15 protein-coding genes are annotated in these 17,515 nt (G+C 52.6%); 10 read left to right on the top strand and 5 right to left on the bottom strand.

Going from position 1 to position 17,515, the window contains the following annotated elements:
• Positions 1-30: 30 nt before the first annotated feature.
• The 4 genes from fnr to ygfZ all read right to left on the bottom strand — a co-directional run bounded on the left by fnr (position 31) and on the right by ygfZ (position 6,836).
• Entirely contained in the window at positions 31-795 is a 765-nt protein-coding gene (fnr, locus tag ACTF5Z_RS00250) for a fumarate/nitrate reduction transcriptional regulator Fnr (RefSeq protein ID WP_438984029.1), read from the bottom strand.
• Positions 796-892: 97 nt separating this feature from the next.
• Positions 893-2,290: an oxygen-independent coproporphyrinogen III oxidase gene (hemN, locus tag ACTF5Z_RS00245; RefSeq protein WP_438984028.1), complete on the bottom strand. Its 1,398-nt coding sequence runs from the start codon at positions 2,288-2,290 to the stop codon at positions 893-895.
• An 83-nt stretch (positions 2,291-2,373) separates the two neighbouring features.
• Positions 2,374-5,949, bottom strand: a complete 3,576-nt coding sequence (locus tag ACTF5Z_RS00240) for a DUF1631 family protein (RefSeq protein WP_438984027.1) — start codon at positions 5,947-5,949, stop codon at positions 2,374-2,376.
• Between the two features lie 77 nt (positions 5,950-6,026).
• On the bottom strand, positions 6,027-6,836 hold the full coding sequence (ygfZ, locus tag ACTF5Z_RS00235) for a CAF17-like 4Fe-4S cluster assembly/insertion protein YgfZ (RefSeq protein ID WP_438984026.1): 810 nt from the start codon (positions 6,834-6,836) through the stop codon (positions 6,027-6,029).
• A gap of 68 nt (positions 6,837-6,904) precedes the next feature.
• Between ygfZ and ACTF5Z_RS00230 the strand changes: the two genes are divergently transcribed.
• Positions 6,905-7,207 (top strand): succinate dehydrogenase assembly factor 2, encoded by a 303-nt coding sequence (locus ACTF5Z_RS00230; protein ID WP_423848908.1) that lies wholly within the window; start codon positions 6,905-6,907, stop codon positions 7,205-7,207.
• 151 nt (positions 7,208-7,358) lie between these two features.
• On the opposite strand, the gene nadB is transcribed toward ACTF5Z_RS00230, so the two are convergent.
• Positions 7,359-8,942 carry an L-aspartate oxidase gene (nadB, locus tag ACTF5Z_RS00225; protein WP_438984025.1) on the bottom strand — a complete coding sequence of 528 codons (1,584 nt, stop codon included), beginning with the start codon at positions 8,940-8,942 and terminating at the stop codon, positions 7,359-7,361.
• 190 nt (positions 8,943-9,132) lie between these two features.
• Between nadB and rpoE the strand changes: the two genes are divergently transcribed.
• From rpoE to era, 9 genes are all read left to right on the top strand, one after another.
• Positions 9,133-9,744, top strand: a complete 612-nt coding sequence (gene rpoE, locus ACTF5Z_RS00220; protein WP_438984024.1) for an RNA polymerase sigma factor RpoE — start codon at positions 9,133-9,135, stop codon at positions 9,742-9,744.
• Positions 9,719-10,393: a sigma-E factor negative regulatory protein gene (locus ACTF5Z_RS00215; protein WP_438984023.1), complete on the top strand. Its 675-nt coding sequence runs from the start codon at positions 9,719-9,721 to the stop codon at positions 10,391-10,393. Before rpoE ends, ACTF5Z_RS00215 begins: the two co-directional genes overlap by 26 nt.
• A 3-nt stretch (positions 10,394-10,396) precedes the next feature.
• Positions 10,397-11,299, top strand: a complete 903-nt coding sequence (locus tag ACTF5Z_RS00210) for a MucB/RseB C-terminal domain-containing protein (RefSeq protein WP_438984022.1) — start codon at positions 10,397-10,399, stop codon at positions 11,297-11,299.
• A complete protein-coding gene (locus ACTF5Z_RS00205) occupies positions 11,289-11,735 on the top strand; it encodes a SoxR reducing system RseC family protein (RefSeq protein WP_438984021.1) in 447 nt (148 codons plus the stop codon). The genes ACTF5Z_RS00210 and ACTF5Z_RS00205 overlap by 11 nt, the downstream gene beginning before the upstream one ends.
• Positions 11,736-11,818: 83 nt before the next feature.
• On the top strand, positions 11,819-13,213 hold the full coding sequence (locus ACTF5Z_RS00200; RefSeq protein ID WP_438984020.1) for a DegQ family serine endoprotease: 1,395 nt from the start codon (positions 11,819-11,821) through the stop codon (positions 13,211-13,213).
• A 113-nt stretch (positions 13,214-13,326) separates the two neighbouring features.
• Positions 13,327-15,126 (top strand): translation elongation factor 4, encoded by a 1,800-nt coding sequence (gene lepA / locus ACTF5Z_RS00195; RefSeq protein ID WP_438984019.1) that lies wholly within the window; start codon positions 13,327-13,329, stop codon positions 15,124-15,126.
• 9 nt (positions 15,127-15,135) lie between these two features.
• Entirely contained in the window at positions 15,136-15,933 is a 798-nt protein-coding gene (gene lepB, locus ACTF5Z_RS00190) for a signal peptidase I (RefSeq protein WP_438984018.1), read from the top strand.
• A gap of 11 nt (positions 15,934-15,944) precedes the next feature.
• Positions 15,945-16,610 (top strand): ribonuclease III, encoded by a 666-nt coding sequence (rnc, locus tag ACTF5Z_RS00185; protein ID WP_438984017.1) that lies wholly within the window; start codon positions 15,945-15,947, stop codon positions 16,608-16,610.
• On the top strand, positions 16,607-17,509 hold the full coding sequence (gene era, locus ACTF5Z_RS00180; protein WP_423848918.1) for a GTPase Era: 903 nt from the start codon (positions 16,607-16,609) through the stop codon (positions 17,507-17,509). The genes rnc and era overlap by 4 nt, the downstream gene beginning before the upstream one ends.
• Positions 17,510-17,515: the final 6 nt, after the last annotated feature.

Below are 17,515 nucleotides of genomic sequence, written 5' to 3'. Positions count from 1 at the left end.
TGAGTCAATTTGCTATTACCCGTGCCGCGATCAGGATGCTTCTTGGTGGTGAACCTTAGTGTGGGCGATTTCGGTTAATGCATCGAAGTCCAAGATGGAGACTTCTTTATTGTCGACCTGCAGTATCGACTTTTTTTGCAACCGACCGATGACTCGGCTGACGGTTTCAATGGTGAGTCCTAAGTAGTTTCCGATATCGACCCGAGACATCGGCAAGCGGAATCGATTCGCGCTGAGCTGTCGACGGGCGTTGCGTGAGGAGATGCTGAGTAGCAGTGCAGCAATACGTTCGTCGGCTGAATTTTTGCTAAGCAGGGTGATGAGCTGCTGGTCTTCAGTGATTTCGCGGCTCATTAATTGAAAGAAGTGGCGCTGCAGATTGGGAATTTTAGCGCTCAGCTCGCCAAGCGAGTCAAAGGGGATTTCACAGACGGCAGAGGTTTCCAGGGCTTTCGCTGTAGAGGCGTGGACATTGCGACTAATACCATCCATTCCCAACAGCTCACCTGGAAAATAGAACCCGGTGACCTGCTCGCGGCCATCGTCGGTCGTCGCGAAGGCTTTAATACTGCCGGAGCGGACAGCGTAAATTGAATTGAAAGCGTCGCCCTCGTGGAACAAATACGCATTTTTCTGAATAGGTTTACTGCGCTGCACGATGGCATCTAAGGCATCGATATCTTTGCCTTCCAACGCAAGAGGCAGGCAAAGCGTGTTCAGTCGGCAATTGCTACAATTTGTCTTGAAGTCGTGGTGGCAAGTCGTGTCAGTCGCCAAGTGTATTTTTGTGTCCATAAGAAACGCACCCCCCAATGGTGTCGTTTATTGTCCCTACAACAGTGTATTAGTTTAATCTAATATTAAGCCTCTAGTCTTCCCCTGTGACAATTTGTCATACCGTCTTCGAATATTTTATATCTACGGGCGTTTGCTCGAGCCAAGCGTCAAATACCATACAAATATTGCGTAAAAAATGACGGCCAAGGGTTGTCAAACGGTAGCCAGAGTTCGTTTTGTTTATTAACCCATCCGTGATGAACTCTTGCAAGTCTTCAATTTCTTTTTTCAGATAGCTTTGGGCTTGATAACCGTGCCGATGACAGATTTCCGAGAGCGAAAATTCAAGTTTACAGCAGATATCCATGATGATGTCTCGGCGCAAGAGGTCATCTTGTGTAAGCCGCAGCCCTCGGCTGATGGGCGACTCGTTAGCTTGAGTCTTACCTAGATAGTCATCGAGGTTGCGAGCGTTCTGCACGATCATATCGCCGATCTGCGAAATGGCAGAGTGGCCAATGCCCATCATATCTTCGGCACTTTTGAGCGAATAACCCTGAAAGTTACGCTGCAGACGCCCCTCGCGTTGCGCCACCGATAGCTCATCTGTCGTTTTGACGTAGTGATCCAGACCTATCAGGACATACCCTGAATCCGCCAGCGTTGTATCGATCAGTCGCTGTAGTCGCAGTCGCTGAGTGGCTGAGGGTAGTGTCAGCCGATCGATAGCACGTTGGGAGGTGAATCTATTGGGTAAGTGAGCATAGTTATAGCAAGCAATCCGATCGGGTTCGAGTTGAATGACCTGAGCGAGGGTTTTACTGAAGCTCTTTTCACTTTGATGAGGTAGCCCATAGATCAGGTCAAAAGACAATGACTTGAATCCGTGCTCGCGGATGCTATGAGTCAGATCAGCGACCATTTCGTAAGGCTGCACGCGGTTAATGGCTGTCTGGACGAGGGGGTCGAAATCTTGGATCCCCAAGCTCAAGCGATTGAATCCGAGTCCTCGCAGCAGGGCTATTGTTTGTTTGCTCACAGTCCTTGGATCAATTTCGATGGAATATTCCCGATCCGATGCGTCGGTTAGTTGGTAGTTTCGAGCGATGAGGTGCATTAATTGGGTCAGCTCGGCATCGCTTAGATAGGTTGGAGTGCCACCACCCCAGTGTAGCTGGCTTACGAGGCGCTGGTTTAAGCCCCAATCTCGATAGCGAGTAAGTTCTTTATCGAGGGCGTTCAGATACTCTTGTCCTGCGCCGGGTGTTCGTGTGACCACTTTATTGCAGGCGCAGTAGTAGCAAATAGAGCGACAAAATGGGACATGAACGTACAGCGACAAGGGTAGATCGCGCTGATCGGCTTGTGCGCAACGTGCCTCAAATTGTTTGATCGCGAATGCCTCACTCAGGTGGGGAGCGGTGGGGTAAGATGTGTAGCGCGGCCCCGGCCTCTGGTATTTCGGTGCCAGACGCTCGATGTCAGCCTGGAGATGGGTGGCATTCTGGGACATGTGAAGCCCGCTTCCGTTGCACAAAGAAGCTGGTAGCTTATCGCAGTGTCGTCTTCGGTCGCTTGACTTGGGTCAAATCGCGCTCAATGCTTCAATGTATCAAGTTCGCGAGTGATCTGACTTAGGGGTTTGATGGCGGACCGCAATGTCTCTTCTCCGCTGAGGTGTGAGAGCAAGAACTCGGGAACTGAGCTTTCGCCTTGTGGATTTAAAAATACTATTGGACGACCCAATAATCGCGCGCTATCGAGCTGCCGTAGCTGCTGCTCACTCGTGTCGCTCGCGTTGTGGTCCGTAACCTCTAGGAGATCACAGGTCGCGGAGGTTAGACATCTGGGGTCTGCATTCATTACGTTGCTGCCGATAATTCGGCAACCGATATCTGAGAGTATTTGCGTGAATTCTTGCAGTGATTCGACCGAGGCTAGGGTGTTGTTTAAGTCTACGCGAAAGTACAGTTTATTGGTGCCAACGCCATACTCCGATATATCGTCTAGTAAGGTATCGCAGAAGGTAAGCTCATTGAGGCTAGTGCTGGCGATATCGATGACGCAGTTTGGTATTTCTCGCTCCTGCTCAGCTAATGACCGAAGCCACGCAAATACTGCCTGTATGCGCCAGCGGTCTATCGCAGGGTGGAGTTCATTGCGGTAAGTGGTGTAGGGCGATTGAATTTCTTCCTCGGTTTCAAGGTCTTGCAGTCGGAACTCAATGCGCCTTTCGACGACTTCACTGTGGTAGTTGGTCCAGTGCGAGTGGAACGCAAATAAAGCGATCGCGGTATGGTCAAAATTGGCTCTCAGATGCTCATCATCCGCAGGGCTGTTGCGTCGCATGTTCGAGAGTGTGAGCGTTGACCCCGGGGGCGCCACTGCTGAGGTATTTGAGATATTGATTGCTTCATCGTTCTCTTTTAGTGCGGAGTCGACCTGGAGTGTTGCCCATTGCACTTCCAATGGCAGGACTTCGTTACCGGTCGCGATGGTGAGTTGATTCAGTTTACGACTTAAGCTATTCAGCCGTTTGCGCAGACTGACATCCGATTCTCCGAAGAAAATCACGCCAATCTTGCCGCTAGCAACGTGCCCCAATATTTGTTCGTCGGCTAGGTGGCTGGTCAGTGCATCGATCAATGTGTTGTCGTAGGCTTCTACGATCACCTTGTCATAGAGGGCGGCGACGAGATCAATGTTACTCGCCGCGAACAAAGCAAGGTGCATCGATTGACGCTGTTCCATTGCTTGCTGGCTCGACACCACAACTTGCTCTGCAAACGAGTCACTCGATAGTGCGTTGGTGGCACCGAAATACTTCGTGGACTCGAGTCTCCGTGGGGTGAATTCATGGAGTCGTTGCAGGAGTTGCCGGTCGAGTATCGGCAGTTCTTCGATGCTACGAATGGGATGTTGGCCACGATGTAGCAAGCGCGCAAACCCCAGCAAATTGGTGTCTAGGGTCTTTTGGCCTCGTTCGTTGGCAAATACAAATTGGTCTTGGTCTGGGTTGTGCCACGCTAAATAGACGCGACGTTCTTGCGCGGCATCGCTTAACCAAGTGTCCACGGGTATAGCAAGCGCCCTCCTGACGAGGCGATTCAAGCGAGGAAGGGACTGAAGTCTTTCGCGCAGATTGCTCGCGCTAAGCGCTCTAAACAGTCCTGTATCAAAGACATTCACCAGGTCGATTTCATGCTGCCCGCACACTTCGCTGCGCAATGCCGCACAGTGTCTCACGTGACTGACTCGGGTCGGTAAAGTCTCGGAAATCTCGCTCTCGATGCTGCCTAACAATTCGGTTGCCGCCGTCACCTGACTCGCTTCGATGTTCGCGTTGGTAACGCGAGCCTGCAACACCGCGACGACAAGACCAATGTTTGCCCTGAGTCGCGAGGCCTCTGACGCAGGATCTTTGCTGCGCAGTCGATTAAGGGTCATTAGCTCCAGCCAGCCGTTGGCAATTAAATTGCACAGGCTGGCGGATGTTTGGGTGCTCGGTAAAGCATCTTGCAGTTCACGCAAGGTGGCCAAGCGAGCGTCTCGGTAGCGCACTTGCCCCTGCTCAACTTGCCGCAGACGCTCAATATTGCGGTGAAATTGCCGTTCTTGTTGCTGCCGAATGGCGGCGGTTTGCTCAGCGAGTTCGGCCGCCGATTCGGAGTCTAGAGCCTGATTTTGTCCAACTTGCGCAATTAAATCGACAACACGCGCTTGCAGTTTAGGGTTGGGGTATAAATCCGCACGAGCCAGCTGCGTTAATTGATCAAACGCCAACCGCATTGGGTGTTGATTGTTGATTAAGAAGTTGGGGTCCTCGCGCGCAATTCGCTGCATCGGTGTTTGCAGGGACTCAATAGCTGCCCCCAGAGTGGGGTTGAGGGTTGCGTCGCTCTTGACTTGAGCGAACATGTCGGCGACTAATTTGTCTGAAAATTCATTGGGGTCTTCGGTATTCCCCATTAATGCCATTAAACGTTCGATGAAAGCGGCTTTATCTTTGTCGACCTGCAGCGTCACGAAATTGTTGTCAGGCAGAGTTGCTGCGACCGCGCTTAACTCTAAATCTTGTTCTTGAGCACCACTAGGCTGTCTTTCGATTTTCGGTTTAACCCGCCGCGGCCTCGATGGGTTGGGTTGCGACGGTAACAGCGGCGCCCCCGTTTCCAGACGCCTTTCGACTTCTGGTTCAAGCCCTGCTTGCTTGAGAACAAGGTTGATATTCGCGTACATCGTTTTTGCTTTGCGCAGCAGCAAATGACCGCAGAAGTCAAAGATGCGATGGTTAAGTTCGTTCGGGATTTCTCGCTGATTGAGAGCGCGTTTCAAGCTAGGTATTAATAAGTTAAGCGACAGCGGTAACAGATTGGGCCTGGGCTTGACGCCCTTTAGCGACGCGTAACGAATCATCATGAGTTCGAATACCCCGCGGTGGTGATCTTCACCCAAGCGCAATAAACGTTTGACAGCGAGGCTTTCCTCGAATTCTTTCAGATCCACCAGATCGAGCTCTTCCTGAGTAATCTGGTCTATGCGTTTTGTGTGTGTGTTCGCTTTGACCTCGGGGCTGCCGTGAAGTCGCCGCTGTAGATCGCGCATTAGGATCTCGAGCATTCTGGGCTTTACGATTGCTACCGTCCGCATTCCCTCAAACAATACCTCTTGCTGAGCCTGCAGCAGCTTTGGGTTTAATGAGGCGGTTTGAAGATCGGCAACCAACGCCAGAAATATGTCGTCGAACAATTCTTGGAGCTGAGCCAGAACATAGTGATTGGTTTTCTCAAGTAAAGCTCGTTTTTCTTCCAGCGTGAGCACGCGGGCACGGCTAGTGTTCGAATTACTGTCCGGAGCGCCACGCACACGTTCGCGTAACCTTAGCTCATCGGCCGTATTTAACTCGAGAACAACCAGGCGCACATGGTCTATCGCTGTGGTAAGGATTTCAACGTTAAGGCAAAGCGTGTCAGCAGCGCTGGGGATAAATAATTGCCCCGTCTCGCCCACTTGGGCTGGGGGAGTTGGTATGTCTCCGGGTTCAGGCAGCGCCGGAACAGACAACATTAACTCGTTGATGTTTTTACCAAATTTGAGTGCGCCGCGCTGTTGCCTCTGGTCGGACAGAATCAAGCAGGGGATTTCGAGATTGTCGGGCGCGGTGTTGCTCATGTGTTAATCAAAACCGTTGGCAGTTAACCGAGCAGGGTACCGCAAAGCACACGGGCAAAGCCAGCACCTCACAGTGCCTACGGACTAAATAATTTGAGTAAATCAGCTGGCTGGTTGCTCACGAAGTATTCGGCTGTGCTGTCTGTGGGTGGCCGAACACTGGCAAGGTAGTAACCTGATGTATTCGCACCGGCATCGACAATGGTACCCACTGAGTCTCCTGCTTGACTTGTTATTTTAGACTCGGTTGCAAGACCGGGCGAGCAGTGCAAGAGGGCGAGTTGATGCTTGGATTGCCCCTTATAGTGCAAGCGCGCGATGATTTCCTGTCCCATGTAACAGCCTTTCTTGAAGCTGACATACCCTAAACGGTCCAAACTCAGTGCTTGTGGGGTGTAAAGGCCGCTCTGCTCAGTGGTGAGTTGAACCATGCCAGAGTGGATTCGCCAATGATGGAATTCATCGATTGAGCTCGCCGTGTGCGGGTGCGTTAGCTGATCGATGTCTTGCGGGCTGATCACCCCGAGTTCATCAAACCAAAGCCCTGCTGGCGTCTCAATCGGGTCTGGCGCCATGACAAGGCTATGAGTTTCTAGGTTAAGCTCCTTTAAGCGGCTTTTGGAGAAGGCTACGTACGGCGCGAGCCGACGTTTCAATGCGTCAATATTCGCCGTGGGCACAACCAGCGTTAACTGTTCTGGTGAGTGCTTGTAGACCTTAACGTCCAACTCAACACGCCCCTTTAAATTGCACAGCAGTCCGTTAAGGCCCTTGTGGTTGCGAAGGCTTTCCACATCGTTTGTCAGCTGACCTTGCAGGGTCTTTGCGGCGTCTGGGCCAATAAGTTCGAGAGCCGAGAAATAGGTGTTGGGGGTTACCTTAAACATAAGCAGATTTCGTCAAAGCGCGTCAAAAACAAGTATGGGTGAGCGTCCCGTAAGCATTCAAAGACGCGATGCAGTATACTACGTTTTTTTACGACTGTTTGGATAAGATCATGGTTGAAGCCGGTGAAGTTAACCGAATGCGCTGGGCGGCGCGGCGCGGCATGTTAGAACTTGACTTGTTGTTGGAGCCTTTTGTCGATCAACACTACGCGAATTTGAGTGCCGAAGATCGAGAGACCTTCGAGCAGTTTATGACGTGCCAAGACCAAGATCTTTATGCCTATCTCATGCAGCGCGTTCAGCCGGATGACCCCAAGTTTGCCGCTTTGGTTGTGACGATTCGAAAACTCACTGGGGCACCGCAAGCGTAGCTCTCATGCCGATTCGGCCAGTTAAGGTCTACGCGGTCGTACCCGGTTTGCTCTGGTGTTTTGACCGCGCGGGGCGCAGCGCTTGGATATGCTCGTGGCAGCTGTCAGATGCAGAGTTCCGGTCGCTTGCTCGAGAGGCAAAAAGCGAGCCCTAGTTGGGCACGAGTACAGTATCTGTTGCCTGATCCTCAGGGACAGGGTAGTCCAAGGTAAAGTGCAACCCGCGACTCTCTTTGCGTTGCCGCGCACAGCGGATCATTAAATCCGCGACAACGCTGAGATTACGCAATTCGAGCAGGTCGTTGCTTACTCGGTAATTGGCGTAATACTCGTTGATCTCGGAGCGGAGCATGTCGCAGCGGTGCTGAGCGCGTTCCAGTCGTTTGTCGGTGCGCACAATGCCCACGTAGTCCCACATAAAGCGTCTTAGTTCATCCCAGTTGTGTGATATCACGACGTCTTCATCTGAGTCGGTAACTTGGCTTTCATCCCAGTCTGCAACTGAGACTTTCGCGCCGGAGGTCAGGGCAGTCTCTTTGATGTGGTTCGCAGCAGATTCTCCATAAACGAGACACTCGAGCAACGAGTTACTGGCCATTCGGTTAGCGCCGTGCAATCCGGTATGCGACGTTTCTCCGATGGCGTATAGGCCCACGATATCGGTACAGCCGTGTTGGTCGACGACCACTCCGCCACAGGTGTAGTGAGCCGCTGGTACGATAGGTATAGGCTCTTTGGTAATATCGATGCCGTACTCCAAACACTTCTTCGCAGTATTGGGGAAATGTGTCAAGACCTCGGCTGCCGGCTTGTGCGAGATATCGAGCAGTAGGTGGTCCGCACCTAATCGCTTCATTTCGTGATCTATAGCACGCGCCACGATGTCTCTGGGGGCAAGTTCTCCGCGCTCGTCGAATTTATGCATGAATCGCTGCCGGTCTGGCAGTAACAAATGCCCCCCTTCGCCTCGGATGGCTTCGGTGATGAGATACGATTTGGCTTTGGGGTGATACAGGCAGGTTGGGTGGAACTGATTGAATTCCATATTGGCAACTCGGCAACCTGCACGCCAAGCAATGGCGATGCCATCGCCACTGTTGCCATCGGGGTTGCTGGTGTAAAGATAGGCTTTACTCGCGCCGCCCGTAGCGAGTGCCACCACATTGGTTTGGAATGTGTCCACCGAGCCGGTTCGCGTATTCAAAGCATACAAGCCCCGACAGCGCCCATCCTGTACGATCACATCCACCGCAACACGTTCGGTGAGCACATCGATGTGGCTGGCTGCGACAACGTGTTTGCTTAGGGTTTTCGATATCGCTTTACCTGTGGCATCGGCGGCATGCAGTATGCGACGGTGACTGTGACCCCCTTCGCGAGTCAGATGAAAGCCAGTGCCTTGCTGCTCGTGTTCTTCTAAGCGATCAAAGTTCACGCCCAGCTCGACGAGCCAATCGACCACACGACTGCTACGCGACACGGTAAATTCGACGGCATCACGGTTGCAGAGTCCGGCGCCGGCGATTAACGTATCCTGTACGTGCGACTCCACAGTGTCATTCGCGTCAACAACGGCTGCCATGCCACCCTGCGCCCAATACGTGCTGCCCTGGTTGAGTGTTGATTTTGTCAGCAAAGCGATGCGAAGGTGGGTCGGCAAATGCAGCGCGAGCGCCATACCAGCGGCACCTGTACCCACAATAACAACGTCGTACTCAGAGTGTGTAGTAGCCATCTCGTTAATAACATCTCGCATAAAGTCAGTTAATATGACGGGGCCAGAAGCGGGTTTATGAGAAAAATTAACTCCGTGGCACAATACGCGGAACTTTAGCAGAAATTAGTGCTCTTAGAAGCAGTGAGACGGAAAAAGCGATTGACGCGCAATTCAGTCCAATAAGAGCGAAACGAATTGAGGAGATTGCGTGAGCGGTGGCTCAGTAACAGACGAGGAATCGGATCGATTGCTTGTTGAAAGGGCGCAGAAGGGTGATTTGCGTGCCTTCGACCTACTGGTCATCAAATATCAGCACCGAGTGCTGAGCGTGATCAGGCGGTTCGTAAAGGATAGCGACGAGGCACAAGATGTAGCGCAAGAAAGCTTTATCAAGGCGTATAAGGCTCTCGAGCAGTTTCGCGGCGACAGCGCGTTTTACACCTGGTTGTTTCGAATAGCCACCAATACTGCCAAGAATTATCTGGTGGCTCGAGCGCGACGCACGCCCCTAGTCGATATTGATATTGACGATGCGGTCTTGCAGGATGACGGAGAACAGCTGCGAGACCATGAGAGCCCCGAGGCGGCAATTGCATCGCAAGAGTTGGAGCGGGTTATCACCCAAGCGGTGGCTGACTTGCCAGATGAGCTGAGAACTGCGCTGTGCCTGCGCGAGTTTGATGGCCTAAGTTACGAGGACATAGCCGCTATTATGGAGTGTCCTATAGGAACGGTGAGGTCGCGAATTTTTCGAGGCAGAGAGACCGTGGATAGGCAAGTGGCTGCAGTAATGAATGGCGAACGACATTATGCCCAATAGAGAGGTGTCAGTGAGTATTAAGCAGGATATGAGAACTGGTGAAGACGACGAGCTGCTGTCACGGCTCATGGATGGAGACCTCGATGAGTTTTCCGCCAATCGCTTGCTGAAGCGTATAAATGAGCAGCCCAGCTTGCGCGAGACTTGGGGGCGTTATCATATCAACCGCGAAGTTTTGCTGGGTACGTCGGCTACAGTCTTGAGTCTCAGCGTCGCTGATCGCGTTCGAGACGAGTTGATGCAGTCGGGCGTGCGCCCAAAACGTCGCCAGCACTTGTTCAAGACACTACGGCCTTTTGCGGTAGCAGCCTCAGTCGCCTGTTTGGGTGTTCTGGTTGGTTTGCAGGTGCAGCAAGATACCAAGCCTCAAGCGACGACGATTGCTGCGTCTGCGGTGCCTACTGTGCGATCAATGCCCGTAATGCCGCTCGACTCGGCAGGTTTACAGGCGATTCCAGCGAGCTATGGACAGACCCAGGTCATGCGTTCGCCAGCGCCTATCCCGATTGAGGGTTTGTATCAAGAGTTGGCCCGACAGCGGCTAGAGCTGTACTCGAGCCAACACGCGACAGCGGGTGCCTTGCATACGCCGGTCACTGTCATGACAGGAACGCTGGCCCGAGCGGAAGCGCAGGCGGGTAAGCGCTAAGCTATGCGGATAGAAACTGCCTGCGCTGTTGCGGTTCTCGTCATTGCAGCGTGTCCAAGCCTTGGATGGGCTGAGACAAGTTGTAACGCCGAAGATGAAGAAGCGCTGCGAGTATTGGGTAAGACCATGCAGTCAGGACATGGCCCGAGCTTTGCTGCAAGAGCGGTTGTGCAGACTGCCGTAGGGTCGCAGCAGATTGTGATTACTCGTGGGATGCCAGATCCCGACGGCAATTATTCGGTACAAATTCCCGATCACAGCAGCGACTGCGACAACATGAGTCATCGTTTACTGCTCGAGCCCGAACACAGCTGTGGTGTCGCGCAGTGGTACAAGTTTCGAGTCGAGCGACAAATGTTGGGCGATGATACGGCCACGATCATTACCGCCTTGCCGAAAGACGTGTATCGGCACGGCTTTCAATTGGTCGTCGATGAAAAAAATGACATAGTGCTTCGCTCTACCACCTTCAGCGGCTCTAATGCGCTGGAGAATGTCGAGTTGAGAGCCTTGTCGTTGGCGAGCAAACCAGAGGTGGAAGGCGACGAGGTTCCAAGCGTGGCAGCACTACCTGATACTGCGCAACCCCAGGCGAATGAGGGCGGCTCCTCTTGGTCGCTGGGGTGGTTGCCTGCTGGCTTTGAGGAGGCATCGATGAGTCATGCTGCAGTCGTGCAGGCGCGAACGTACACGGATGGTTTGTCAACATTCAGCATTTTTGTTGAGCAGCCCAAAGGCGAGATTCGTTTGGGTGAAGGCATGGTGAATCGTGGCGCGACCTTGGCCTATACCCGCGGTTTACAAACCTCACAGGGCGCGGCTTTGGTCTCTGTGATCGGTGAAATTCCGATCAATACCGCAAGGATGTTGGTCGAAAGTCTTGAGTGGTCCGATCGTGCTGAGTGAATCCTTAGTCGTTGTTGGCGTTTCAGAAGATGGGCAGAGTGTCGATGTTTTGGGATCGAGGCAGAGCACCTGTGGCAGTTGTTCGGCGAAACTTGGATGTGGGCACGGAGCGTTCAACAATCACAGGCCTGCGCAAACGTTCACTTTGCCTCTGGGCGATTCAATGAAAGCCGTTGCGGCAGGAGATGCCATTCACTTGGTGCTCCCAGCCAACGGCCTCTTGAAGTTGGCTTTTCTCGCTTACGTGCAACCGTTGTTGTTAGCTATGGCATTGGCCACTTTGGTCGCTCTGATTTCGCCCGCGCAGGTCGGGGCACAAGTAGTGGCCCTGTTGGTCGGTTTAGGCTTTGGCGCAATGTGGTCGCTGACACGGACTTCGGTGCGGCAAGAAATAGCGGGTATGCTTGAAATATCCGAAAGCTCCCATAGAAAGTAGTGATCGAGCGCCTGCCGCTCGAAGATTTTTCAATGAGTCGCTCAAATCGAGCGGCTGTCGTTAGTCGTTAAAGGAGGAGAAGTATGGCACCACAACGGTGGCTTACCGCGTTAGTATTGGTCGTGTGGAGCGCTCTCAGTGCTGCATCAAGTTTGCCCGACTTTACGGAAATAGTTGAAGACAGCGCACCGGCCGTGGTTAAAATTCTCGTGGAGTATAAGGCGGGCCAAAATCGCGCCGAGTCGGAATCGTTTGATCACGATGCCCTGCCTGATTACTTAAAGCGATTTTTTGATCCCCGTGGAATGCCGAATTCGCCGCGCCCTCGCAGCTCGATGGGTTCGGGCTTCGTATTGACCAAAGATGGCTATATTGTGACCAACAATCATGTGGTCGAAGGCGCCGATGCGGTGGTGGTGCGCTTTTCGGATCGCCAAGAATACGATGCCGTTATTGTGGGGCTTGACGAATTGTCAGATTTGGCACTGCTGAAAATCGAGGCTCAGGATCTGCCAACTCTGCCCTTGGCTCAGCCAGACGAGCTTAAAGTCGGGGAGTGGGTGTTGGCAATCGGTTCTCCGTTTGGTCTGGACTTTTCCGTCACCGCTGGCATCGTTAGTGCCATGGGACGATCGTTGCCCACAGAGACAAACGACAACTACGTGCCGTTCATCCAAACGGATGTTGCGATTAATCCCGGCAACAGCGGTGGACCCTTGTTCAACCTGGCAGGAGAAGTGGTGGGGGTCAACTCGCAAATCTACACCCGCTCGGGTGGATCGATCGGACTCTCGTTTGCGATTCCTGTCAGTGTTGTGCGCGATGTTGTTGACCAGCTCCGCGACGGTGGTCAAGTCAAGCGCGGGTGGTTGGGTGTGAGCATCCAAAACGTAGACAAGAACCTCGCTGAGGGCTTTGGTTTGGATCGTCCAAGAGGCGCTCTCGTGGTGGATGTGGTAGACGAAAGTCCCGCTGCTGAGGCTGGTTTGCAGTCGGGTGATGTGATTATGACTTTTGACGGTGAAACGATCGAAACTTCTTCCCAGTTGCCGCACGTTGTGGGTCTGGTTAAGCCCGGTAGTAAGGTCGAGGTCAGCGTTATGCGTGACGGCACCCTGCGAACTTTGAAAGTTGAAGTGGGTGCTTTACCCGAGCGGAGTAAGCCGGTACTAGCAAGCGCCCAGTCGAGTGAAGAGAATCTCTTGGGATTGGTGGTTAAAAATGCGGACCAGCAGACCTTGGAGGCGCTGGGTCTCAGTGCGGCCGTGGTGGTTGAAAAAGTCGTGCCGGAATCGCCCGCCGCAGCGCAAGGTATCTTGCCGGGAGACGCTATTACGATGGTGGGTTCGAGTCCAATTCGCAGTGTCGCTGACTTCGATAAGGCCGTTGCACAGCTTGACCCTGGACAGTCCATACCCTTGCGTCTAAATCGAAGGGGTTCGCCCATGTTTCGTGGGTTGCGGGTCCCCAGTCCATAGTTCGTTGGGGTTTTACCACGACAGGTAGTGGGTGAGGATGGCGAGGGGGGCGTGCTTAGGCTACAATTGCCCCCGCGCATCCACTGCCTTTAATTCACCAGCGAGAACACTGCTTGAGCGATCTAACACATATCCGCAATTTTTCGATTATTGCCCACATTGACCATGGTAAATCTACGCTTGCTGATCGTTTGATTCAGATTTGCGGAGGCTTGAGCGAGCGTGAAATGGCCGAGCAGGTTCTTGATTCGATGGACATCGAGCGAGAGCGTGGCATCACGATCAAATCGCAAAGTGTCACCCTGAATTATCAGGCGCAAGATGGCAAGACCTATCAGCTGAATTTTATCGACACCCCCGGGCACGTTGACTTCAGTTACGAAGTGTCTCGCTCTCTATCGGCGTGCGAAGGCGCTTTGCTCGTGGTTGATGCCGGACAAGGTGTAGAAGCCCAGTCCGTTGCCAACTGCTACAAGGCCATCGAGCAGGGCCTAGAAGTCGTTCCGATCCTCAACAAAATGGACCTACCTCAAGCAGAGCCTGAAAAAGTCAAAGTCGAGATTGAGGAAATTATTGGCATCGACGCAACTAACGCTGTGCCCTGCAGCGCGAAGACTGGCTTTGGGATGGATCAGGTGCTGGAAGAAATTGTGCACATGATTCCGCCTCCTGAAGGCGATTACGACGCACCGTTGCAGGCGCTGATTATCGACTCTTGGTTCGACAACTATTTGGGTGTCGTGTCGCTCGTGCGTGTAGTGCAGGGCACGTTAAAGAAACGAGACAGGGTGATTACTCGCTCGAATGGTAAAACGCACCAAGTCGACAGCGTGGGTATTTTTACACCCAAGCGCACTGAGACGGCGTCTTTGCGAGCCGGCGAAGTGGGTTTCATGATTGCTGGTATTAAAGATATTCTGGGGGCCCCGGTGGGGGACACCTTAATAAGTTCTCAGCACCCAGAGACGCCCCCTCTGCCAGGGTTTCAGCGGATCAAACCTCAAGTGTATGCGGGCATATTTACGGTCTCTACCGATGACTACGAGGATTTCCGTGACGCTCTCGGTAAGCTCACCTTAAACGACGCTTCGTTGTTTTATGAGCCCGAAACGTCTGATGCGCTTGGTTTTGGCTTCCGTTGCGGTTTTCTGGGCATGCTGCACATGGAAATTATTCAAGAGCGGCTTGAACGTGAATACGATTTAGATCTCATCACCACTGCGCCAACGGTCGTTTACGAAGTCGAAAAGAAAGATGGTGAAATCATTAATGTCGATAACCCGAGTGCCCTACCGGATCCTGGGTTGATTCAGGAGATTCGCGAGCCTATTGCTCGAGCGCATATTTTGGTGCCCCAAGACTACTTAGGCAATGTCATTACCCTTTGCATAGACAAACGAGGTGTGCAGAAAGACATGCAGTTCTTGGGTTCCCAAGTGTCACTCACCTTTGACTTGCCTATGTCAGAGGTGGTCTTAGATTTCTTTGATCGCTTGAAGTCAGTCTCTCGAGGTTACGCCTCGTTAGACTACAGTTTTGAGCGCTTTGAGCCGGCAAATCTGCAGCGTTTGGACGTGCTGATCAACAGCGAACGGGTCGATGCTCTCGCTGTCATCGTGCACCGAGATCACGTGATGTCGCGTGGCAGGGCCCTAACCGAGAAAATGAAAGATCTGATTCCTCGGCAGATGTTCGATGTAGCTATTCAGGCGGCGGTGGGTGGAAAGGTCGTAGCGCGGCAAACAGTCAAGGCTTTGCGCAAAAACGTCACAGCGAAATGTTACGGTGGCGATGCGACCCGCAAGCGCAAGCTGCTTGAAAAGCAAAAGGCGGGTAAAAAGCGCATGAAACAAGTCGGTCGCGTCGAGGTGCCCCAGGCGGCGTTCTTGGCCGTATTGCAAGTAGACAATTAAGGGACCCCCATGTCATTCGATTTTCCGTTAATTTTGTTGGTGTTGGTCTCGGTCAGTGGGCTCGTTTGGCTAGCCGATGCCTTGGTTTTTGCGCCGCGGCGTCGGCAGCGGCATGAAGCGATCTCTAGCGGTGCAGCGCTGGACGTTCCACCCTTAGAAGAGCCTGTTTTGGTTGAGTATGCACGCTCGTTTTTCCCCGTTTTGTTCGTCATATTTATCTTGCGCTCTTTTATCGTCGAGCCGTTTCAAATCCCGTCATCTTCGATGGTGCCCACCTTACAAGTAGGGGATTACATCCTTGTCAATAAGTTCACTTATGGTTTGCGGTTGCCGGTGGCGCGAACGAAGGTACTGGATATTAGCGAACCGCAGCGTGGTGATGTCATGGTGTTTTTTCCGCCGCACCAAAACAAAACCTACTTCATAAAGCGGGTGATCGGTATTCCCGGTGATGTGATCGAGTATAAAAATAAGCAGCTATCGGTAAATGGTGAAAGGCTTGCGCTCGATTTCGTGGACGTAGTGATCGAACGCGGTCGGCCTTATCACTTGCTGTCTGAAACCTTGCCAAATGGCGAGACACGAGACGTACAATTTGACCCCTTGCGGCCAGTGCGAGACTTTAAAGAAGTGGTTAAGCCCGGGCATTATTTCATGATGGGCGACAATCGTGACAACTCAAGCGACAGTCGAGTGTGGGGGCAAGTCCCCGAGGAAGACATTGTGGGTAAAGCCTTTGCAATTTGGATGCATTGGGAGTCAGTACTGAGTACGCCGAGCTTTGATCGAGTCGGTGGCATCCGTTGAGGCTCACAGCTTTGCAGCTGAGTGCTTTGCAACAGGCGATCGGCTATCAGTTCAACGATCTCAGTCTCATAGAGTTGGCTTTGGCGCATCGCAGTGTCGGAGCAAAAAATAACGAGCGTTTGGAGTTTTTAGGGGATTCTCTGGTCAATCATGTTGTCGCCGAAGCTCTGTTTAAACGTTACCCCAAGGCCCCCGAAGGTGAAATGAGCCGGCGGCGTGCTTACCTTGTAAAGGGCGAGACGCTCGCGGCCATCGCTCGAGAAAAAAATCTGGGCGATTTCGTAGAGCTAGGACAGGGCGAGCGCAAAAGTGGCGGTCATCGGCGCAAGTCGATACTGGCTGACGCCCTAGAGGCCGTTGCCGCGGCGATACTGCTGGACTCCGACTTTGAAACGGCAAAGCGGGTGGTGTTTGCCTGGTTTCGCGATCGCTTAAATGACGAGACCTCGTTTGCTGCGAGTAAAGATGCGAAAACAAGCTTGCAAGAGTGGCTGCAAGGCAGGGGTTTAGCGCTGCCTGAATACCACTTGGTAGCGACGCGTGGCGAAGATCATCAGAAAGTCTTCGTTGTCGAATGTCGGGTACCGAGTAAGGGCTTACAAGAAACGGCGAGCGCCAGCAGTCGGCGTCGCGCTGAGCAGACCTCCGCGCAAAAAATATTGGATAGACTACAATGACAGAAGCGATAAAAAAATCGGCGATTGTTGCCATAGTTGGGCGCCCCAACGTCGGTAAATCGACCCTGCTTAACCACATACTGGGTCAAAAAATCAGTATCACCTCCCGCAAGCCCCAAACCACGCGACATACTTTGCTCGGTATTCACACCGAGGGAGATTTTCAACTCGTGTTTGTCGATACGCCCGGAATTCACTCGGAGCACAAAAAGGCTTTAAATGAGTACATGAACCATGCGGCAACTCAGGCGATGGCGGATACTGACATTATCTGTATGATCGTGGACCGCACCCACTGGAATGCCGATGACGAGCGAGTCTTTAAACAAGTTAAACGGCACTCGGCCAAATTAGTACTGGTGGTCAACAAAGTCGACTTGCTTAACGATAAAGGTCGTTTGCTGCCTTATTTAGAGGAGCTTTATCAAAAATCGGGGGCAGACGAAATTGTGCCGGTGTCGGCGTTTACGCCCAGTGATGTGCAGCGCTTAGTCCAGGCCTTGGTCAAGCTATCCCCAGCAGGTGAGGCGATATTCCCCGAGGATCAAGTCACGACTCGAAGCTCTCGATTTTTGGCGTCTGAGATCGTGCGCGAAAAAATCACACGACAATTGGGTGACGAGCTGCCGTATTCTGCGACGGTCGCGATTGAAAGCTTTGACGTGGGTGAGCGTTTTACCGAGATTCACGCCACGATTTACGTTGAGCGGCAAGGACAGAAGAAAATTTTGATCGGCGACGGTGGCAGTCGCTTGAAATCAATCGGGACCGAGGCGCGGTTGGATATGGAGCGCCTGTTTGATCACAAAGTCGTATTAAAGCTGTGGGTCAAGGTCAAAGCAAACTGGTCTGATGACGCCCGCGCCATGAAAAGCCTAGGCTTTGGTGACGCTGACTAGTTATGG

The organism is Aequoribacter sp. (genome assembly GCF_965659035.1).
GTDB lineage: Bacteria > Pseudomonadota > Gammaproteobacteria > Pseudomonadales > Halieaceae > Aequoribacter.
Note: the sequence above shows the minus strand (reverse complement) of the source record. Positions and strands in the feature narration are given on the sequence as shown.

Excerpts from the sequence above, each read along its gene's own strand:
- fnr (WP_438984029.1), bottom strand. The coding sequence starts at position 795 with ATGGACACAAAAATACACTTGGCGACTGACACGACTTGCCACCACGAC.
- hemN (WP_438984028.1), bottom strand. The coding sequence starts at position 2,290 with ATGTCCCAGAATGCCACCCATCTCCAGGCTGACATCGAGCGTCTGGCA.
- ACTF5Z_RS00240 (WP_438984027.1), bottom strand. The coding sequence starts at position 5,949 with ATGAGCAACACCGCGCCCGACAATCTCGAAATCCCCTGCTTGATTCTG.
- ygfZ (WP_438984026.1), bottom strand. The coding sequence starts at position 6,836 with ATGTTTAAGGTAACCCCCAACACCTATTTCTCGGCTCTCGAACTTATT.
- ACTF5Z_RS00230 (WP_423848908.1), top strand. The coding sequence starts at position 6,905 with ATGCAGTATACTACGTTTTTTTACGACTGTTTGGATAAGATCATGGTT.
- nadB (WP_438984025.1), bottom strand. The coding sequence starts at position 8,942 with ATGGCTACTACACACTCTGAGTACGACGTTGTTATTGTGGGTACAGGT.
- ACTF5Z_RS00215 (WP_438984023.1), top strand. The coding sequence starts at position 9,719 with ATGGCGAACGACATTATGCCCAATAGAGAGGTGTCAGTGAGTATTAAG.
- ACTF5Z_RS00210 (WP_438984022.1), top strand. The coding sequence starts at position 10,397 with ATGCGGATAGAAACTGCCTGCGCTGTTGCGGTTCTCGTCATTGCAGCG.
- ACTF5Z_RS00200 (WP_438984020.1), top strand. The coding sequence starts at position 11,819 with ATGGCACCACAACGGTGGCTTACCGCGTTAGTATTGGTCGTGTGGAGC.
- lepB (WP_438984018.1), top strand. The coding sequence starts at position 15,136 with ATGTCATTCGATTTTCCGTTAATTTTGTTGGTGTTGGTCTCGGTCAGT.
- era (WP_423848918.1), top strand. The coding sequence starts at position 16,607 with ATGACAGAAGCGATAAAAAAATCGGCGATTGTTGCCATAGTTGGGCGC.